Genomic DNA, 19,714 nt, shown 5'->3' with positions numbered 1-19,714 from the left:
CTTCCGACCCGACTCCGCCGCCCGCCACCACCCGCCTCCGCCCGCGCCCCGTCCGGGGTCGCGGGCGGAGGCGCCCGCGGGCCCCCTACCCCGCTCCCGCCCCGCTCCCGACGCTTGTCCGACCCCCGACACACGCCCCGGCGTACCCTTGGGGGGTGACCGACGCCCGAGAAGCCATCGCCGTAGACGTGAACCCGGGGCCGGTCCCCCTGCTGGAGCCGCGGGAGGGCATCCCGCCGGTCGTGACCGACGCCGGGGCGCTCGCCGAGACGGTGGCCGCCTTCGCCTCGGGCGACGGTCCGGTCGCGGTGGACGCCGAACGCGCCTCCGGCTACCGGTACGGGCAGCGTGCCTACCTCATCCAGCTGCGCCGCGCCGGGGCCGGGACCGCCCTGATCGACCCGATCGCCTGCCCCGACCTCACCGCCCTGGGGACCGCGCTCGCCGACGCCGAGTGGGTGGTGCACGCCGCCACCCAGGACCTGCCCTGCCTGGCCGAGGTGGGCATGCGCCCCGCCCGGCTCTTCGACACCGAGCTCGCCGGCCGCATCGCCGGCTTCCCGCGGGTCGGCCTCGGCCCGATGACCGAGAACGTGCTCGGCTACTCGCTGGCCAAGGAGCACTCGGCGGTCGACTGGTCCACCCGCCCGCTGCCGGAGCCCTGGCTGCGCTACGCGGCCCTGGATGTCGAGGTGCTGGTCGAGCTGCGCGACGCGCTCGAGCAGGAGCTGGACAGCCAGGGCAAGCTGGACTGGGCCCTGGAGGAGTTCGCGGCGATCGCCGCCGCCCCGCCGCCCGCGCCCCGGGTCGACCCGTGGCGCCGCACCTCCGGACTGCACAAGGTGCGCCGGCGCCGGCAGCTCGCCGCGGTGCGCGAGCTGTGGCAGCTGCGCGACCGCGTCGCCCGCGAGCGGGACGTCTCCCCGGGCCGGGTCCTCTCCGACGCCGCGATCGTGGCGGTCGCCCTCGCCATGCCGGCCACCGCCCAGGCGCTCCAGGCGGTCCAGGGCTTCGGCCCCCGGGTCCACCGGCGGCAGCTGGAGCAGTGGCTGGCCGCCGTGGAGCGGGCGCGGGCCGTCCCCGAGGCGGAGCTGCCGCCGGCCACCGCGCCGCACGACGGCCCGCCGCCGCCGCGCGCCTGGGCCGACAAGGACCCGGTGGCCGCCGCCCGGCTGTCCGGGGCCAGGGCCGCCGTGAGCGCGCTCGCCGAGGAGCACGGCCTGCCGGCCGAGAACCTCATCACCCCCGACCTGGTCCGTCGGGTCAGCTGGGAGCCGCCGGCCGAGGCGGACGCCGAGGCGGTGGCGGCCGCCCTGCGGGGCCGGGGCGCCCGGCGCTGGCAGGTGGAGCTGGTGGCGCCCGCGCTCGCGGCCGCCTTCGCCGCCGCCGGCAAGGACGCCTGAGGCACCCGCCGGCGTCCTTCCCGGCGGCGGCCGGCCCGTCCGCGGCGGACCCGCCCGGGGCCGACCGGACGACGGCCGACCGGACGACGCACGCGGCCCCGTCCGCAGCTCCCCGCGGCGGCCGCAGGCCCCGGATTCCGTGCCGCCGCGGCCCGCCGCCCCCGTCCGGGGCGGCGGGCCGCGGCGTACCGGCAGTGGCACGCGCCACACCCGGCGCGCGAAGGGGCAGCCGCCCTGTGCATCCTGGTTACCGGCGAGTAGCATGACCGCGAAGCGGCGGGTTCCGTGTGCGCGGCCGCTGCACCACCGACGTGTTGGGCTCCTGATTCTGGGACCTGGGAGGAGAGCCACCGTGCCTCGTACCGCGAGGGACGTCGTCTTCGTCGACGGCGTCCGCACCCCGTTCGGCAAGGCGGGCCCGAAGGGCATCTACCACGAGACCCGCGCCGACGACCTGGTCGTCAAGTGCATCCGGGAGCTCGTTCGCCGCAACCCGAACCTGCCCGTCGAGCGGATCGACGAGGTCGCCGTCGCGGCCACCACCCAGATCGGCGACCAGGGCCTGACCATCGGCCGCACCGCCGCCCTGCTGGCCGGCCTGCCGAAGTCGGTTCCCGGCTACGCCATCGACCGCATGTGCGCCGGCGCGCTCACCGCCGTGACCACCACCGCGGGCGGCATCGCCTTCGGCGCGTACGACGTGGTCGTCGCGGGCGGCGTGGAGCACATGGGCCGCCACCCGATGGGCGAGGGCGTCGACCCCAACCCGCGCTTCGTCTCGGAGAAGCTGGTCGACGAGTCGGCTCTTTTCATGGGCATGACCGCGGAGAACCTGCACGACCGGTTCCCGCACCTGACCAAGGAGCGCTGCGACGCCTACGCCGTCGCCTCGCAGGAGAAGGCCGCCAAGGCGTACGCCGACGGCAAGATCCAGCCCGACCTGGTGCCGATCGCGGTGCGCCGCACCAACCCCGAGGCCGGCGAGACCGGCTGGGGCCTGGCCGTCAGCGACGAGCCGATGCGCCCGGGCACCACCCTGGAGAGCCTGGCGGGCCTCAAGACCCCGTTCCGCCCGCACGGCCGGATCACCGCCGGCAACTCCGCGGGCCTCAACGACGGCGCCACCGCCTCGCTGCTGGCCGCCGAGGACGTCGCGGTCGAGCTGGGCCTGCCGGTCAGGATGCGCCTGGTCTCCTACGCCTTCGCCGGCGTGGAGCCCGAGGTCATGGGCGTCGGCCCGGTCCCGGCGACCGAGAAGGCTCTGGCCAAGGCCGGCCTGTCGATCTCCGACATCGGCGCCTTCGAGGTCAACGAGGCCTTCGCCGTCCAGGTGCTCGCCTTCCTGGACCACTACGGCATCGCCGACGACGACGAGCGCGTCAACCCGTACGGCGGCGCCATCGCCTTCGGCCACCCGCTCGCCTCCTCCGGCGTCCGCCTGATGAACCAGCTGGCCCGCCGCTTCGAGGAGCGCCCGGACGTCCGCTACGGCCTGACCACCATGTGCATCGGCTTCGGCATGGGCGGGACCGTCATCTGGGAGAACCCGCACTTCGAGGGGGACAAGTGACCACCACCGAGCTGCTGCAGCGCGCCGCCGAGCTCTTCCCGGACGAGGTCGTGACCACGGCCCACGTCCGCCACGTCGACCTGCCCAAGGGGGCCGGGCGCCTCGCGCTGGTCACCCTGGACAACGGCTTCGACCACACCAAGCCGACCACCTTCGGCCCGGGCTCCCTCGCGAAGCTCTCCGAGGCGCTGGACCAGGTCGAGCGCGAGGCCGCCGCCGGGGAGATCGTCGCCGTCGCCGTCACCGGCAAGCCGTTCATCTTCGCGGTCGGCGCCGACCTCAAGGGCGTCGAGGTGCTCAAGGAGCGCAGCGACGCGGTCGCCATCGGCAAGGGCGGCCACGACGTCTTCAAGCGCATCGCCGCGCTGCCGGTGCCGACCTTCGCGTTCTACAACGGCGCCGCCATGGGCGGCGGCGTGGAGATCGGCCTGCACTGCACCTACCGCACCGTCTCCTCGGGCGTCCCGGCGTTCTCGCTGCCGGAGTGCTTCCTCGGCCTGGTGCCGGGCTGGGGCGGCTGCACGATCCTCCCCAACCTGATCGGCCCGCAGAAGGCCGTCCAGGTGATCATCGAGAACGCCCTGAGCCAGAACAAGCAGCTCAAGGGCAGGCAGGTCTTCGAGCTCGGCATCGCCGACGCGATCTTCGAGCCCGCCGACTTCCTGGAGCAGTCGCTGCTCTGGGCGGCCTCGGTCCTCACCGGCGAGACCGCCGTCGAGCGCCCGGAGATCGACCGCGGCGAGGCCTGGGACCAGGCCGTCGCCCACGGCCGCCTGGTCGCCGACTCCAAGGTGCACGGCGCCGCCCCGGCCCCGTACCGGGCGCTGGACATCATCGCCGCCGCCAAGGACGGGGACCTGCAGAAGGGCTTCGACGCCGAGGACGAGGCGCTCGCCGACCTCATCATGAGCGGCGAGCTGCGGGCCGGCCTGTACGCCTTCAACCTGGTGCAGAAGCGCGCCAAGCGGCCGGCCGGCGCCCCGGACAAGTCGCTGGCCCGCAAGGTCACCAAGGTCGGCGTCGTCGGCGCGGGCCTGATGGCCTCCCAGCTGGCGCTGCTCTTCGCGCGCCGCCTGGAGGTGCCGGTGGTCCTCACCGACATCGACCAGGAGCGGATCGACAAGGGCGTGGGCTACGTCCACGGCGAGATCGACAAGCTGCTGGACAAGGGCCGCATCGGCAAGGACAAGGCCAACCGTCTCAAGGCGCTGGTCAGCGGCTCGCTGGACAAGGCCGCCGCCTTCGGCGACGCGGACTTCGTCATCGAGGCCGTGTTCGAGGAGATGGGCGTCAAGCAGGACGTCTTCGCCGAGCTGGAGGCCGTGGTCTCGCCGACCGCGATCCTGGCCACCAACACCTCCTCGCTGTCGGTCACCGAGATGGCGTCGAAGCTGCAGCACCCCGAGCGGGTCGTCGGCTTCCACTTCTTCAACCCGGTCGCCGTCCTCCCGCTGCTGGAGATCGTCCGCGGCGAGAAGACCGACGACGCCTCGCTGGCCACGGCCTTCGCCACCGCGAAGAAGCTGAAGAAGACCGCGGTGCTGGTGAAGGACGCCCCGGCGTTCGTCGTCAACCGCGTCCTCACCCGCTTCCTCGGCACCGTCCTCGGCACCATCGACGAGGGCACCCCGATCGAGGTCGCCGACCGGGCCCTGGAGCCCCTCGGCCTGCCGATGTCCCCGATCGTGCTGCTGGAGCTGGTCGGCCCCGCCGTCGCCCACCACGTCGCGGGCACACTGCACGCCGCCTACCCGGACCGCTTCGGCGTCTCCGAGAACCTGGGCCGCGTCGTGAAGGCCGGCAAGCGCGGCATCTACACCTGGGCGTCGGGCAAGCAGGAGGTCGACCCCGAGGTCGCCGCGCTCTTCCAGGTCGGTTCCACGGTCCTCACCGAGGAGCAGGTGCGCGACAAGGCGCTCGACGCCATCGCCGAGGAGATCCACCTCATGCTGGAGGAGGGCGTCGTCGCCGAGGCGCAGGACGTCGACCTCTGCCTGATCACGGGCGCCGGCTGGCCCTTCCACCTGGGCGGCATCACGCCGTACCTGGACCGCGCGGGCGTCTCCGAGCGGGTCAACGGCAAGCCGTTCCTCGCGAGGGGCGTCGCCAGCATCCCGGCCTGACGCCGGACCCCGCGGGCGGAGTCCCGCACAGCGACGCCGGTGCCCGGCACACCCCCGCGGTGTGCCGGGCACCGGCGCGTCACGGGACCGGCGCCCGCCCGCGGGACCCGGCGGGCGGGGCCGGTCCCGCCCGTGGTGCCGGTGCGTTCCGCGCGGGCCCCCGGAGCGGCATACTGCTCCGATCAAGGGGCGCCGGGCGGGACGGGCGGCGGCCCGGGGCGCCGGAGGCCCGCACGGCCGGCCCGGCAGGTGCGGTGCCGGGCGGCGCGGGGAAGGGTGGCGGAATGGGACAGCCGGAGGGGCCGCCGCGGGAGCCGCGCCCCGTCCTCGTGGTCGACGGCGCCAACGTCGTCGGGTCGGTGCCCGACGGCTGGTGGCGGGACCGGCGCGGGGCGGCCGAGCGGCTGCGCGACGCGCTGGCCGGGGTGGCGGCATACGGACTGCCGGAGGGCAGCGGCGCGCCGGGGTGGGCCTGCGGCGTCCCGCTGGAGGTGGTGCTGGTGGTCGAAGGGGCGGCCCGGGGGGTGGCGGAGGTCCCCGGGGTGCGGGTGGCCTCCGCGGCGGGCAGCGGGGACGACCTGGTGGTGGAGCTGGTGGCCGCCGGACGGGCCGGGGACGGGGCGGCGCCGCGCCGCTGCCTGGTGGCGACCGCCGACCGGGGGCTGCGGGCCCGGGTGGCGGCGCTCGGCGCCGAGGTGGTCGGCCCGCGCGCGGTGCGGCCCCGGTGAGCGGGCCGGGGCCCGGGGGCGGGCGCGGGGGCGGTCCGGGTTGCCGGGGCGTACGGGCCGTACCAGGTTGGAGGTACTGGCGGTGGTGCGTGCAGGCACCGGACCCGGGCGGTGACGCGGTGGACGCGGACGGCGGGACGGGCGGGCCGGCCGGCGGGACCGGGCGGCACGGTCGCTGCAGCACGGCCGGGCGCCCGGCGTCCGGCCGTGCACGGCGGGGCCGGACGGGTCCGGACCCGGCGGCGCCGGGCCGTCCTGCGCGGGGCCGTCCTGCGCGGGGCCGTCCTGCGCAGGGCCGTCCTGCGCGGGGCCGGCCTGCGACGGCCGAGCGGAGGGCGCCGGGGGTGGCCGGGTGAGCGGCGTGCCGCGCACCGCCGAGTTCGAGCGGGTGCTGGCGGAGGGCACCGTCAGGGCCGTCGCCGCCGCCGGCGGCTACGGCGGCGGCGTGTACCTGTCCTCCCGCAGCGGGCGCTCGCTGGTGCTGGCCGCCGTCGCCGGGGTGCCGCGCTCGCTGCTGCGGGCCACCTGGCGGGTACCGGTGGCGGGCCCCTTCCCCGTCGCGGAGGCCTACCGCTCGGGGCGCAGCATCCACCTGGACGACGCGGACGAGACGATGCGCCGCTTCCCCCAGCTGGCGATCGCGCTCCCGTACCCGTTCGCCTCGGTCTACACGCCGGTGACGGCGGACGGGGAGACCGTGGGCGTCCTGGTGGTGCTGCGGGCGGCGGTGCCGCGCCGGGTGCTGGCGAGCCCCGCGCGCCGCCGGGTGCGCGGCGCGGCGAACCGGCTGGGCACGGCCCTGGCCGGGCTGCGGGAGCAGGGGGTGTCCGTCCGCTGGGAGGCCGAGCCGATCTCGGTGCAGCTGCCCGTCACGGCCGCCCGCCCCGCGCGGGTGGGCCAGTTCGACTGGTACCCGGAGACGGGGGTGTTCGCCGCGGACGACGAGTGCTGCGCCATCCTCGGGCAGGACCGGGCGTCGTTCGGGGGGACGGTGGCGGCGCTCGCCGCCCGGGTGGTGCCCGAGGACCTCTACGCGCTGCGGGCCGCCGCCCGGGAGGCCGTGGAGAGCGGAGCGGTGTCCGTGCGCCGGCTGCGGGTGCTGGGGCCGCAGGACCGGCCCTGCCTGGTGGAGCTGCGGGCACGGCCGGCCGGTCCGGAGTCCGGCGGGCCGGGACCGGGCCGGTACATGGTCGGCGCGCTCGTCGACCTGGGCAGCGGCGTCACGGCCGCCGAGGCGGCGGAGCGGCTGCCCGACGGCCTCTTCTCGCTCGACCAGGACGGGCGGCTGACCTACGCCAACCACCGCGCGGAGGCCCTGCTGGGGGCGGACCGGTCCGGGCTGGTGGGCCGCCACCCGTGGGACGTCCTGCCGTGGCTCTCCGACCCCTCGTACGAGGACCGGTACCGGGCGGCGATGCTCTCCCAGGAGCCGACGTCGTTCCTGGTGCGGCGTGCGGAGGGCCACTGGCTGGCGTTCACGCTCTACCCGGACGTGCACGGCCTGACGGGCCGCGTGGTGCCGGTGGAGCCGCCTCCCGGGGAGCACGGGGACGCCGGGGGGCGCCCGGACCGCTGCGGGCGCGGCGGGCGGGGCGGCCCCGGGGAGCACCGGGGTCCCGGCGGGCCGGCCGGGCCTGCGGAGGAGGGGCCCGCCGCCGGGGGGCTGCCGGCCGCCGTCGCGCGCCCCGGGGCGCTGTACCGGGTGCTGCAGATGGCCAGCGCGCTGACCGAGGCCGTGACGGTACGCCAGGTCTGCGAGGTCGTCACCGACCAGCTGCTGCCCGCCTTCGCGGGCCAGGAGCTGGCCCTGTACACGGTGCGCGACCGGCACATGCACCTCGCCTGGCAGCGGGGCTACCCGGAGGGGTTCCTCGACCCGTTCGAGGGGGTGTCGCTGCACGCCCGGCTGCCGGGCGTGCAGGCGCTGACGTCCGGCAGCCCGATCTTCTTCGAGTCCGAGCGGCACCTGACCTCCGCCTACCCGGGCATCCCGGTGGACCTGATGCGCTCCTGGGCGTTCCTGCCGCTCATCGCGTCGGGCCGGCCGGTCGGCTCGTGCATCCTCGGCTTCGACCGCCCGCGCACCTTCACCGCCGAGGAGCGCAGCGTGCTCACCGCCCTGGGCGGGCTGATCGCCCAGGCGCTGGAGCGGGCCCGGCTGTACGACGCGGAGTCCGCCGTGGCCCGCGGACTGCAGGAGGCCCTCCTGCCGCACCGGCTGCCGGCCGTGGCGGGGGTGGAGACCGCCGGATGCTACCTGCCGGGCACCCAGGGCATGGACATCGGCGGCGACTGGTACGACGTGGTCGAGACCGCGCACGGCGTCGCGGTGGTGATCGGCGACGTGGAGGGGCACAGCGTCGCCGCGGCGGCGGTCATGGGGCAGCTGCGCAGCGCGGTACGGGCCTTCGCCACCGGCGGCCAGTCCCCGGACGGGGTGATGGCCTGCACCAACCGGCTCCTCGCCGACCTGGACGCCGGCCTCTTCGCCACCTGCTGCTACGTCCAGCTGGACCCGGCGACCGGCAGGGCGCAGGCGGTGCGGGCGGGGCACCTGCCGCCGCTGCTGCGGCACGCGGACGGGCGCACGGAGGTGCTGGACGTCCCGGGCGGCGTGCTGCTGGGGGTCGACCCGGAGGCCCGCTACCCGGTGGCGGAGCTGCTGCTGCCGCCGGGGTCGGTGCTGGCCCTGTACACGGACGGCCTGGTGGAGCAGCCGGGCGCGGACGTCGGCCAGGGCATCGACCGGCTGCGCTCGGCGCTGGCGCACACCCGGGCGCCCTCGCTGGCCGACGTGGCCGAGCGGCTGGTCCGGGAGGCGCGGCAGTCCCCGGACCGGCTGGACGACATCGCGCTGCTGCTCACCGGCCGGCCCGCGGCGGGCGGGTGAGGCCCGGCGGGGGCGGGCTCAGCGGCGCACGAGGCGGTAGATCACCGTGTCGCCGGTCAGGCCGACCATCTGGTAGTGGGCGTCCAGCAGGCGTTCGATCCGGGGGATGCGGACCGGGGAGTAGGGCGAGGTGCCGGAGTCGTCGACCACGATCTCCGGCAGGTTGCGGCTGAGCTCCTGGTCGAAGGTCTTCCACGCGTCCTGCACGCTGTAGGCCTCGCCGACCTGGCGGTCGCCCTTGCCGCCGCTGTAGTTGGTGAGGAAGCCCGCCGTGAGGTAGCGGGTGGCGGGGCGGCGGTCGGCGAGCCAGTACATCTCCGGGTGCATGCCCCAGACCAGCATGGTGTCCCCGGGCCCGGTCTGCTCGGCGACGGCCGTGGCGACCTTGGCCGACCGGTCCAGGCGGTGGCCCGGCCAGGCCAGGGCGAGGCCCCAGAAGGCGGTCGCGGCGACCGCGCTGTACACGAGCACCGGCCGCCAGCGGACGGCGGACGCGGAGGCGGCGCCGACCCCGAGGAGGACCAGCGGGGGCATCAGCTGCAGGTAGTAGTGGCCGAAGAAGTGGAAGCCGGTGCAGACCGCGACCACGGCGGAGGCCAGGAACACCCACAGGTCGGAGACCGAGCCGCCGGCGGCCCCGCGCCGCGGCGGCGCGGACGCCCCGGGGGCCGCCCGCCGCAGCGCCCGGCGCCGCCGCAGCAGCGGGACGGCGAGGCCGAGGAAGGCGGCGGCGAGGATGGCGGCGTTGCCGAGGGCCCGGCCGGCCATCAGCAGCACCGAGCCGTCGAAGGAGGCGTAGTCGCCGCTGCCGGTGACCACCCAGAACAGGAAGCCCCCGGGCTTGGTGAGGATCACGGCCACCAGCGCCACCGGGAGGGCGAAGCCGGCCAGGACCCTGCCGAGGGCGGCGGGCCGGCGCACCCCGCGGTGGCGGGCGTCCTGGAGGAGCATCCACAGCACGGGCAGCAGGACGGCGCCGCCGGTCTGCTTGGTCAGGGCGCAGACGGCGGTGGCGACGCCCGCCGCCAGCCAGCGGCGGCGCTCCGCGTAGCGGAAGGCCGCGACCATGGCCGGCAGCATGAAGACCTCGAAGGTCGCCGCCTGGGTGTCCTCCGGGGAGAGCCCGATGGAGACCAGGAGGTACAGGGCCCCGGCGGCGGCCCCGGCCCGGTCGCCCCAGCGGCCGCGGGCGACGGAGGCGAGCAGCAGGGCGGTGGCCAGGTGCGCGACGATGGCCAGGACCCGCAGCGGCCACAGGGAGAGCGAGCCGAAGACCCAGAAGGCGGCCTCGTACAGCCAGGGCAGCAGCGGCGGCTTGCGGTCCACCACCGTGTCGTAGAGCACCCCGCCGTCGGCGAGCATGCGGGCCTGCGTGGCGAGGTAGCCCTCATCGGGGCTCCACACCGGGCGGACGAACGAGGGGGCGTGGGTCAGCGCGGCGAGGGCGGCGAGGGCCGGGACGAGCCGGGTCCAGTAGCCGGTGCGCAGGCGCTGCGGCAGGCGTGCGGCGAGCGCGGCGAGCGGTCGGCTGATCGGGTCCCTGGGCACGGAGGACAACCTACCCGCGGAGCCCGGCACCACGGGTGCCGGGCTCCGCGGCGGGGGTGCGGCGTGCGTCACGTCCCGCTGCGGCCGGCGCCGGGCGCGGCCCCGGCGGCTCCGCGGGGCGGACCCTCGGTGCGGCCGAGGCGGCTGTGGGAGCGGCCGTAGGCGAAGTAGACGACGAACCCGAGCGCCATCCAGATGCCGAACCGCCACCAGGTCGCGACCGGCAGGTTGACCATGAGCCAGACGCAGCTGAGGACCGCGAGGACGGGCACCAGCGGCACGGCCGGGGTGCGGAAGGCCCGGGGGAGGTCGGGCCGGGTGCGGCGCAGGACGACCACGCCGACGGAGACGATGACGAAGGCGAAGAGGGTGCCGATGTTGACCAGCTCCGAGAGCTCCTTGAGCGGGATGACGCCGGCCACCGCGGCGACCACCAGGCCGAGGAGCAGGGTGCTCTTCCAGGGGGTGCCGAACCGCGGGTGGACCTCGGCGAAGGTCCGGGGCAGCAGCCCGTCGCGGCTCATGGCGAAGAAGACCCGGCTCTGGCCGAGCAGCAGGATCATGGTGACCGAGGTGAGGCCGGCGACCGCGCCGACGCTGATCAGGTCGGCGAAGACGGGCTGGTCCACGGCCTTGAAGGCGTCGGCGAGCGGGGCGTCGGTGGAGAGCTCGGTGTACTTCTGCATGCCGGTGACCACGACGGAGACCAGCATGTAGAGCACGGTGCAGATGGCGAGCGAGCCGAGGATGCCGCGCGGCAGGTCGCGCTGCGGGTTGCGGGTCTCCTCGGCGGCCGTGGCGACGATGTCGAAGCCGATGTACGCGAAGAAGACCACGGCCGCGGCGCTGAAGACGCCCATCACGCCGAAGGTGGAGGGCGTGAAGCCGAAGAGCGCCTGCACCAGCGGGGTCGCCCCGCCGGACGCGCCGCCGTTGTGCTGCGACGGCGGGAGGAAGGGGTGGAAGTTCGCCCCCTTGACGAAGAACGCGCCGGCGATGATCACCAGCAGCACCACGGTGACCTTGATGCCGACGATGACCGAGGTGACCCGGGCGGAGAGCTTCATCCCGGCCACCAGGATGACCGTGAGGAGCAGCACCAGCAGGGAGGCGGGCAGGTTGAAGCCCCACGACCCGTCGGAGCCGCCGCCGGCGATCGCCGCGGGCAGGGTGACGCCGGCGCTGCTGAGCAGCGACTGCACGTAGCCGGACCAGCCGACCGCGACCACGGCGGCGCCCAGGGCCAGCTCCAGGACGAGGTCCCAGCCGATGATCCAGGCGGGGAACTCGCCGATGGAGGCGTAGGAGAACGTGTACGCGGAGCCCGCGACCGGGACGGTCGAGGCGAACTCGGCGTAGCAGAGGGCGGCCAGGGCGCAGACGATGCCGGCCGCGGCGAAGGAGAGGGCCACGGCGGGGCCGGCGTAGTCCCTGGCGGCGGTGCCGGTGAGGACGAAGATGCCGGTGCCGATGACCACGCCGACGCCGAAGACGACCAGGTCCAGGGCCGACAGCGACTTGCGGAGGGCGTGCTCCGGCTCCTCGGTGTCGGCGATGGACTGCTCGACGGGCTTGGTGCGCAGCAGGCCGCCGGGCGGGGCGGTCCCGCCTCCCGTGCCGCCGGATGGACTGGACGCTGTGGCCATGGAACGCCTCCCGGGGAAAGTCCGCCTCCAGCGGATACCCGGAACGGACGGTTCCATGGCGGGAAGGGCGGCTGTTCACCCCCGGCGCGCCGCAGGGGCCGGGAGCGGTGTGCTCCCGACCCCCGCGGGCGGTCCCGGCGGCGGCCGGACGGGCCGGCCGCCGGCGGGCTCAGGCGTCGACGGGCTCCGCGTCGAGCCTGGCCACCAGGGCGGTCACCTGGCGGGCGATGTCCGGGGCGTTGAGGCCGATCTCGGCGAGGATCTGGTCGCGGGAGGCGTGGTCGAGGAACTCCTGCGGGATCCCGAAGTCGCGGAGCGGCACGTCCACGTCGGCGTCGCGCAGCGCCTGGGCGACGGCGGAGCCGACGCCGCCGGCGCGGCCGTTGTCCTCGACGGTGACCACGACGCGGTGCTCGGCGGCGAGAGCGGGCAGCGCGGGGTCGACGGGCTTGACCCAGCGGGGGTCGACCACGGTGGCGGTGATGCCCTGGGCGGCGAGCAGGTCCGCGGTCTCCAGGCAGGTGGCGGCCATGGCGCCGACCGAGACGAGCAGCACGTCGGCGCGCCGGGCGCGAGGGGCGTCGCCCCCGAACGCGGCGCCCGCGGCGTCCGCGACGGGCTCGGCGCTGCCGCGCAGCACGTCCATGCCGCCGATCCGGCCGAGGGAGGGGACGGGGGCGCCGACCGTGCCCTTGGAGTAGCGGACGACGGTGGGGGCGTCGTCGACGTCGACGGCCTCGCGGAGCTGGGCGCGGAGCTGGTCGGCGTCGCGGGGCGCGGCCAGCCGCAGGCCGGGGACGACCTGGAGGATCGACATGTCCCACATGCCGTTGTGGCTGGCCCCGTCGGTGCCGGTGACCCCGGCCCGGTCCAGCACGAACGTCACGCCCAGGCGGTGCAGGGCCACGTCCATCAGGACCTGGTCGAAGGCCCGGTTGAGGAACGTCGCGTACACCGCGACGACCGGGTGCAGGCCCCCGGTGGCCAGGCCGGCCGCCGAGACCGCCGCGTGCTGCTCGGCGATGCCCACGTCGTAGACCCGCTCGGGGAACTCCCGCGCGAACGGCGCCAGGCCCACCGGGTGCAGCATCGCCGCGGTGATCGCCACCACGTCCCGCCGCTCCCGGCCCAGCGCCACCATCTCCTCGCCGAAGACCGACGTCCAGTCCTTGCCGGCGGTCTTCACCGGCAGGCCGGTGTCGGGGTGGATGACGTTGACGGCGTGGAAGCGGTCCTCGTCGTGCTGCTCGGCGGGCCGGTAGCCGCGGCCCTTCTGGGTCAGGCAGTGCACGATGACCGGGCCGCCGAAGTTGCGGGCCCGCTTCAGGGCGGACTCCAGGGCGCCGATGTCGTGGCCGTCGATCGGGCCGATGTACTTCAGGCCCAGGTCCTCGAACATGCCCTGCGGGGCGATGAAGTCCTTCAGGCCCTTCTTGGCGCCGTGCAGGGTCTCGAAGATCGGCTGGCCCACGACGGGGGTGCGCTGGAGGGCGTCCTTGCCCCAGGAGAGGAACCGCTCGTAGCCCCGGGTGGTGCGCAGGGTCGCGAGGTGGTTGGCGAGGCCGCCGATGGTGGGCGAGTAGGAGCGCTCGTTGTCGTTGACGACGATGACCACGGGCCGGTCCTCGGCGTCGGCGATGTTGTTCAGCGCCTCCCAGGCCATGCCGCCGGTCAGCGCGCCGTCGCCGATCACCGCGACCACCGGGCGGTCGCGGTGCCCGGCCAGCTGGTTCGCCTTGGCCAGGCCGTCCGCGTAGCCCAGCACCGTCGAGGCGTGCGAGTTCTCGATGACGTCGTGCTCGGACTCCGCCCGCGACGGGTACCCCGACAGGCCCCCCTTCGCGCGCAGCCGGGAGAAGTCCTGCCGCCCGGTGAGCAGCTTGTGCACATACGACTGGTGGCCGGTGTCGAACAGGATCCGGTCACGCGGGGAGTCGAAGACCCGGTGCAGCGCGATGGTGAGCTCCACCACGCCGAGGTTGGGGCCGAGGTGACCGCCGGTCCGCGAGACCGCGTCCACCAGGAACCCCCGGATCTCCTCGGCGAGCTCCGCCAGCTGTGCGGGGGTGAGCCGGTCGAGATCGCGCGGTCCCCGAATGCGGGTCAGCAGGGCCACCCGTTCCTCCTTCTTCGCAGGTCTGCGGGCATGTCCGCAGGTGTGCGGCGTCCCCCCGCCGGTGAGGGTCCGGCGGCACCGGGAACACCCGGCCCGTCGAGTCTAATGTCCGCCCGTCGGGCGGAGGACGCCCCGTGGGGCCCCGGGACCGGCGCGCCCGGGATCCGGGGGCGCGGCCGCCGTGCGTGCGGCGGGCGCGGCCGGGCGGCGGCCTCCCGCGGCCCGGGGCGTCCCGGGGCGCCGCCGGCGCGGGGCGCGGCGGCCCCGGGGGCGGGGCTCCCGGGCCGGGGCATGCCGATGCCCGGCACCCGAGCGGCTTGGGTGCCGGGCAGGCATGCCCCGCGCGCCCTCCGGCGCCCGGGGAAGCCCACCGGCCGTCCGGAGCGCACGTCCCCCTCGGACGTGCGGCCCGGACCGGCTGGCCGGTGGGAGGCGGGGGCGTCAGCCGCGGCCGGACGCCTTCTGGGTGCGGCGGGAGACCGAGTCGAGGACGACCGCGGCCAGCAGCACGGCACCGGTGATCATGTACTGGATCGAGGTGTCGATGCCCTCCAGGTTGAGGCCCTGGACGATCGACTGGATGACCAGGATGCCGAGCAGCGCCGACCAGGTCTTGCCCCGGCCGCCGAAGAGGCTGGTGCCGCCGATGACGGCTGCGGCGATCGCGTTCATCAGCACGTTGCCGCTGCCCAGCGCCTTGTCCGCGGCACCGGACTGGGAGGCGATGAAGAGGCCGCCGAGGGCCGCCATGCCGGCCGAGATCATGAAGACCGAGATCCGGACCCAGGCCACGTTGATGCCGGCGCGGCGGGCCGCCTCGATGCTGCCGCCGACCGCGAAGATCTGGCGGCCGTAGGAGGTGCGGCGCAGCACCCAGTCGGTGAGGACCACGATGCCGAGGAAGACCACCAGGGCGAGCGGCAGGCCGCGGTCCTGGTTGAGGGTGTACGCGGCGGCGAAGGCGATCACGGCCAGGAACGCGGCGCGCACGACGATCTCCGCCACCGGGCGGGCGAGCAGGCCGGCCTCGCGGCGGCGCTTGGCGTCCAGCAGGGCGCCGCCCAGGTAGAGCAGCACGCCGACGAGCGCCAGGCCGTAGGCGGCCGCGACGTCGCTGAAGAAGTAGTTGTCCAGCTTGACGATCAGGCCGTCCGGCGGGTTGTTGATCGTGCCGGTCTGGCCCAGCACCCACTGCTGCAGGCCGCTCCAGCCCAGCAGGCCGGCCAGGGTGACCACGAACGCGGGGACGCCGATCTTGGCGAAGAAGAAGCCGTGGAGCGCGCCGATGGCGATGGCCGCGACGATGGCGATGCCGACGGCCAGCCACTCGTTGACGCCGTGCTGCACCGAGAGCACGAGGGAGATCGCGGCGGTGGTGCCGGCCACGGAGCCGGACGAGAGGTCGATCTCGCCGAGCAGCAGCACGAAGACGATGCCGACGGCCATCAGGCCGGGGCCCGCGATGTAGAGCGTGATGTTGGAGAGGTTGTCCGGGTTGAGGAAGGTCCCGGTGACCCCCTGGAAGATGCCCCAGATGAGGATGAGGCCGAGGACGACCGGGATGGACCCGAGGTCGCCGCTGCGCATCTTCCGCTTGAACTCGCCGATGTAGCCCTTGAAGCCCTCCTCGCGGACGAGGAGGCGCGGGTCCACGGTGCGGACGGGCGCGGCGCTCTCGGCGGCGGCGTCGTCGGCGGCGGCGGTGGCCTCGGCGGTCGCGGGCGCCTCGGTCGCGGTGGCCGCGGTGCCGGGGGTGTCAGGGGTGTCGGGGCCGGGGGCCTCGGGGCCGCCCTGGGAGACGTCGGTCGGGTTGGTGCTCACTTCTGCGCCTCCGCGATGCGGGCCTGACGCCGGGTCACGGCATTCTCCGTGGCGCCGGTGATGGCGGAGATGATCTCTTCGTGGCTGGTGGTCTTCACGTCGAAGACACCGTTGTTGCGCCCCAGCCGCAGGACGGCGACCGTGTCGGCGACCGCCTTGACGTCCGCCATGTTGTGGCTGATCAGGATGACGCCGAGACCGCGCTCGCGCAGCCGCTCCACCAGGTCGAGGACCTGGGCGGTCTGCTCGACGCCGAGGGCGGCGGTGGGCTCGTCCAGGATCACGATCCTGGGCTCGCCGACCAGGGCGCGGGCGATGGCGACGACCTGGCGCTGGCCGCCGGAGAGGGCGGCGACGGGGATGCGCACGCTGGGGATGCGGATCGACAGGGTGTCGAGCAGCTCCTGGGCCCGCTTCTCCATGCCGACCTCGTCGAGGCGGCCGCCGCGCAGGATCTCGCGCCCCAGGAAGAGGTTGGCGACCACGTCGAGGTTGTCGCAGAGCGCGAGGTCCTGGTAGACGGTGGCGACGCCGAGGTTCTGGGCGTCGTGCGGCCGGGTGATCTGGACCGGCCTGCCCTCCCACTCGATGACGCCCTCGTCGATGGGGTGCACACCCGCGATCGTCTTGACGAGGGTGGACTTGCCGGCGCCGTTGTCGCCCACCAGGGCGACGACCTCTCCGGCGTGGACCTCCAGGTGGACGTCGGTGAGCGCCTGGACGGCACCGAACCGCTTGGAGACCCCGCGCAACGCCAGTACGGGTGCGCTCGTCACGTGAACCATCTCCTTCTGCCGCTCGTCCGGGGTACGGACCGATGGAGCGGGATGCCGCGCCGTCCCTGGCGCGAAAGGGTCGTGCAAGTCAGAGAACACGCACGGGGGCTTCCTGGGAAGCGTCCCGGCGGAACGGGGCCGGCGCCCCCCGCGGGAAGGGCGGGGGGCACCGGCCGCCCGGAGCAGGTCCGGGCGGAGCCGCCTACTTGATGCCGGCGGCGTCGCAGGCCTTGACGTAGGCGTCGGTGCAGATGTCCGACACCTTGTACAGCTGGTCGGCGATGACCGTGTCCTTGACGTTGTCCTTGGTCACGACCTTGGCGTCCAGGAGGATGGCCGGCACGCCCTTGGCGGTGTCGCTGTCGGCGCTGGCGGTGGCGACGGACTTGACGTCCTCGCCCTTGACCAGGTTGACGGCCATCTGCGCGGCGGCCTCGGCCTCGGGCTTGTACGCCTTGTAGATGGTGTAGGTCTGGTCGCCGGCGAGGACGCGCTGGACGGCGTCGGAGGCGGCGTCCTGGCCGCCCACCGGCAGGCCCTTGATGCCGGCGCCCTTGAGCGAGGTGATGATGGCCGCGGCCATGCCGTCGTTGGCGGAGTAGACGGCCTGGAAGCCGTTCTTGCCGAGCTGGGTGATCGCGGCACCCATCTTCTGGCCCGCGGTCTTCGGGTCCCACTCGCCGGACTGCTCGTAGACGACCTTCTTGACCTTGCTGTCGAGCACCTTGTGGGCGCCCTGCTTGAACAGGCCGGCGTTCGGGTCGGTCTCGGCGCCGTTGATCATGACGACGTTGGCGTCCTTGGCCTTGTCGCCGAGGGCGTCGACGAGGGCCTGGCCCTGCAGCTCGCCGATCTTCTCGTTGTCGAAGGAGACGTAACCCGCAACCGGGCCGGCGGCGAAGCGGTCGTACGCGATGACCTGCACGCCCTTGGCCTTGGCGCTCTCGACCCAGGACTTGGTGGCGGTGGCGTCCTGCGGGTCCAGGACGATGACCTTCACGCCCTGCGAGACCAGCGCGTCGAACTGCTGCTTCTGGGTGGCGGTGTTGCCCTGAGCGTTGTTGTACTTGACCTCGCAGTCCGGGCAGAGCGCCTTGACCTTGGCCGTGAAGATCGGCTTGTCGAAGGACTCGTAGCGGATGGAGGAGGAGTTCTCGGGGAGCAGCAGGCCGATGGTCTTGCTGCCGCCGCCGGAGGCGCCGGAGGCGGCAGAGTCCGCCTTCTTGCCGCCGCCGGCCGAGCCGCAGGCGGCCACGGAGAGGGCCATCGAGACAGCAGCGGTGCCGATGACGGCACGACGCATCATTGCGTTCATGGGGGGTTGCCTCCCTGACAGGGCCGCAACGCTGCGGCCGAGGTTGGAGGGAGTCAATCCCTCCGGCCGCCTTAGCGTCAAGAAGTAAAATCTAATAGCAGCGAATCCGAACCTTTTCGTTATCTTCCCGAAGGCACAGCCGTGACCGAACGGGCGCGGGACAGGTCGTCCTGACGCGACAAAGCACCTGAATCACCCATCTCGCTCATCACCAGCGCCAGGGCGCCGAGCACCTCGGCCCGGCCGCCCAGCGTGCCCGGGACGACCGAGAGCTGACGGGCCGCGCTCGGGATCGCGTACCGGGCCACCGACTCGCGGAGCGGGGAAAGCAGCAGCTCACCGGCCTCGGCCAGATCACCGCCGAGGATCACACGGCGGGGATTGAGCAGGTTGCAGAGGTTCGCGACACCGGTGCCGATCTGGCGCCCCACGTCCGCGATGACCCGCCGGCAGCCCAGGTCGCCGCGCTGGGCCAGCTGCACGATGCGGGGGATGCTGAGGCCCGGCCCGTGACTGGCGTTCAGAAGATTGAGCAGGTAACGGGAGCCGACGAAGGTCTCCAGGCAGCCGCGGTTGCCGCAGCGGCACACCGGACCGGACTCGTCCAGGGTGATGTGCCCGATCTCCCCCGCGGTGCCGCCCGGCCCCCGGTAGATCTGGCCGCTGATCACCAGCCCGGCGCCCACGCCGCTGGCCACCTTGATGTACGCGAGGTCGGACAGGCCCCGCCCCGCGCCCCAGACCAGCTCGCCCAGCGCGCCCAGGTTGGCGTCGTTGTCGACGTGGACGGGCACGCCGAGCCGGGAGGAGAGCTCACGGCCCGGCTCCACCCCGGTCCAGCCGGGCAGGATGGCGGTGGAGCCGATCGCGCCGGTCTCCACGTCGATCGGGCCCGGGACGCCGAGCCCCACCCCGATCACCTTGTCGGTGCGGAAGCCGGTCTGTGCCAGCAGCCGCCCCACGAGGGTCTCGGCCCGGTCGAAGCCGTCCGCGGCGGAGACGTCGACGTCGATCGGCTCGCTCTCCTCGGCGAGGACCCGGTGGGCGAGATTGCCGATCGCCACCCGCAGGTGGGTGTGGCCGAAGTCGACGCCCACCACGATCCCGGCGTCGGCGCTGAGGGAGACGCTGCGGGCCCGCCGGCCGCCGGAGGAGGTGGGGGTGACCACCACCGTCCCGCTCTCCTTGAGCTCGCGGACGATGTTGGACACCGTCGCGGCGGAGAGCCCGGTGCTCCGGGCGATCTCCGCCTGGGTCAGCGACCCCGCCATGCGGACCGCGCGCAGCACCCGCTCCAGGTTCGCCCTGTGGAGCGAGGACTGCGATCCCGGCGTGTCCAGGGACATGCTTCAACCCTCCCGGGGTGCCGGGGCCCGACCGCCCGCGGCCCCTTCCGCGCCGTTGCGGCGGAGCTCGGTTACAACTTGTGAAATACAAGCTGAGCCAATCCCGCAAGGTCCCGTCAAGAGTGAATGCAGATTGTTGTCAAACCTTCGCCGGAGTGGCCGGGGGGCGCCGCGGGGCACCACGGATCGGGACACAGGGTGGCGAAACCACACTCGCGCAGGGCGGCGCGCTGCCTTCAGGAGAAGAACGCAACCGGGCCCCGGGAGGCTTCGGGACTTCGGGAGGCTCCGGGACTTCGGGAGGCTCCGGGGCGCCGGTACGACGCGGCCGGGGCGCCGCCCCCCCGGGGGGGGGCGGGCCCCCCGCCCCCCCCCCGCCCGCCCCCCCGGGCGCCCCCCCCCCGCCAAGCGCCTCAACCCCCGCCCCACCTA

General features: G+C 74.7%; 12 protein-coding genes. 5 read left to right on the top strand and 7 right to left on the bottom strand.

What is annotated here, in order from left to right:
• Positions 1-155 precede the first annotated feature (155 nt).
• The 5 genes from ACFY07_RS08360 to ACFY07_RS08340 all read left to right on the top strand — a co-directional run bounded on the left by ACFY07_RS08360 (position 156) and on the right by ACFY07_RS08340 (position 8,714).
• A complete protein-coding gene (locus ACFY07_RS08360; protein WP_390867948.1) occupies positions 156-1,403 on the top strand; it encodes a ribonuclease D in 1,248 nt (415 codons plus the stop codon).
• Positions 1,404-1,755: 352 nt separating this feature from the next.
• The gene (locus ACFY07_RS08355; RefSeq protein ID WP_230651081.1) at positions 1,756-2,973 is read left to right on the top strand and encodes an acetyl-CoA C-acyltransferase; all 1,218 of its coding nucleotides are present in this window, start codon (positions 1,756-1,758) and stop codon (positions 2,971-2,973) included.
• Positions 2,970-5,096, top strand: coding sequence for a 3-hydroxyacyl-CoA dehydrogenase NAD-binding domain-containing protein (locus tag ACFY07_RS08350; RefSeq protein WP_390867947.1), 2,127 nt, complete (start codon positions 2,970-2,972; stop codon positions 5,094-5,096). Before ACFY07_RS08355 ends, ACFY07_RS08350 begins: the two co-directional genes overlap by 4 nt.
• Positions 5,097-5,380: 284 nt before the next feature.
• Positions 5,381-5,824: an NTP pyrophosphohydrolase gene (locus ACFY07_RS08345; protein WP_390867946.1), complete on the top strand. Its 444-nt coding sequence runs from the start codon at positions 5,381-5,383 to the stop codon at positions 5,822-5,824.
• 352 nt (positions 5,825-6,176) lie between these two features.
• The gene (locus ACFY07_RS08340) at positions 6,177-8,714 is read left to right on the top strand and encodes a SpoIIE family protein phosphatase (protein WP_390867945.1); all 2,538 of its coding nucleotides are present in this window, start codon (positions 6,177-6,179) and stop codon (positions 8,712-8,714) included.
• Between the two features lie 18 nt (positions 8,715-8,732).
• On the opposite strand, the gene ACFY07_RS08335 is transcribed toward ACFY07_RS08340, so the two are convergent.
• The 7 genes from ACFY07_RS08335 to ACFY07_RS08305 all read right to left on the bottom strand — a co-directional run bounded on the left by ACFY07_RS08335 (position 8,733) and on the right by ACFY07_RS08305 (position 19,276).
• Entirely contained in the window at positions 8,733-10,262 is a 1,530-nt protein-coding gene (locus ACFY07_RS08335) for an ArnT family glycosyltransferase (RefSeq protein WP_390867944.1), read from the bottom strand.
• A 68-nt stretch (positions 10,263-10,330) separates the two neighbouring features.
• Entirely contained in the window at positions 10,331-11,908 is a 1,578-nt protein-coding gene (locus ACFY07_RS08330; protein ID WP_390867943.1) for an amino acid permease, read from the bottom strand.
• Positions 11,909-12,077: 169 nt separating this feature from the next.
• The gene (gene dxs, locus ACFY07_RS08325; protein ID WP_390867942.1) at positions 12,078-14,024 is read right to left on the bottom strand and encodes a 1-deoxy-D-xylulose-5-phosphate synthase; all 1,947 of its coding nucleotides are present in this window, start codon (positions 14,022-14,024) and stop codon (positions 12,078-12,080) included.
• 441 nt (positions 14,025-14,465) lie between these two features.
• A complete protein-coding gene (locus ACFY07_RS08320) occupies positions 14,466-15,845 on the bottom strand; it encodes a sugar ABC transporter permease (RefSeq protein ID WP_390867941.1) in 1,380 nt (459 codons plus the stop codon).
• Positions 15,842-16,630, bottom strand: coding sequence for an ATP-binding cassette domain-containing protein (locus ACFY07_RS08315; RefSeq protein WP_230747837.1), 789 nt, complete (start codon positions 16,628-16,630; stop codon positions 15,842-15,844). The genes ACFY07_RS08320 and ACFY07_RS08315 overlap by 4 nt, the downstream gene beginning before the upstream one ends.
• A gap of 193 nt (positions 16,631-16,823) precedes the next feature.
• The gene (locus ACFY07_RS08310) at positions 16,824-17,936 is read right to left on the bottom strand and encodes a sugar ABC transporter substrate-binding protein (RefSeq protein ID WP_390867940.1); all 1,113 of its coding nucleotides are present in this window, start codon (positions 17,934-17,936) and stop codon (positions 16,824-16,826) included.
• A gap of 119 nt (positions 17,937-18,055) precedes the next feature.
• The gene (locus ACFY07_RS08305) at positions 18,056-19,276 is read right to left on the bottom strand and encodes an ROK family transcriptional regulator (protein WP_230747839.1); all 1,221 of its coding nucleotides are present in this window, start codon (positions 19,274-19,276) and stop codon (positions 18,056-18,058) included.
• Between the last annotated feature and the right edge of the window lie 438 nt (positions 19,277-19,714).

Source organism: Streptomyces sp. NPDC001380 (assembly GCF_042895785.1).
Taxonomy (GTDB): domain Bacteria; phylum Actinomycetota; class Actinomycetes; order Streptomycetales; family Streptomycetaceae; genus Peterkaempfera.
This window is presented reverse-complemented; position numbering and strand designations above follow the sequence as displayed.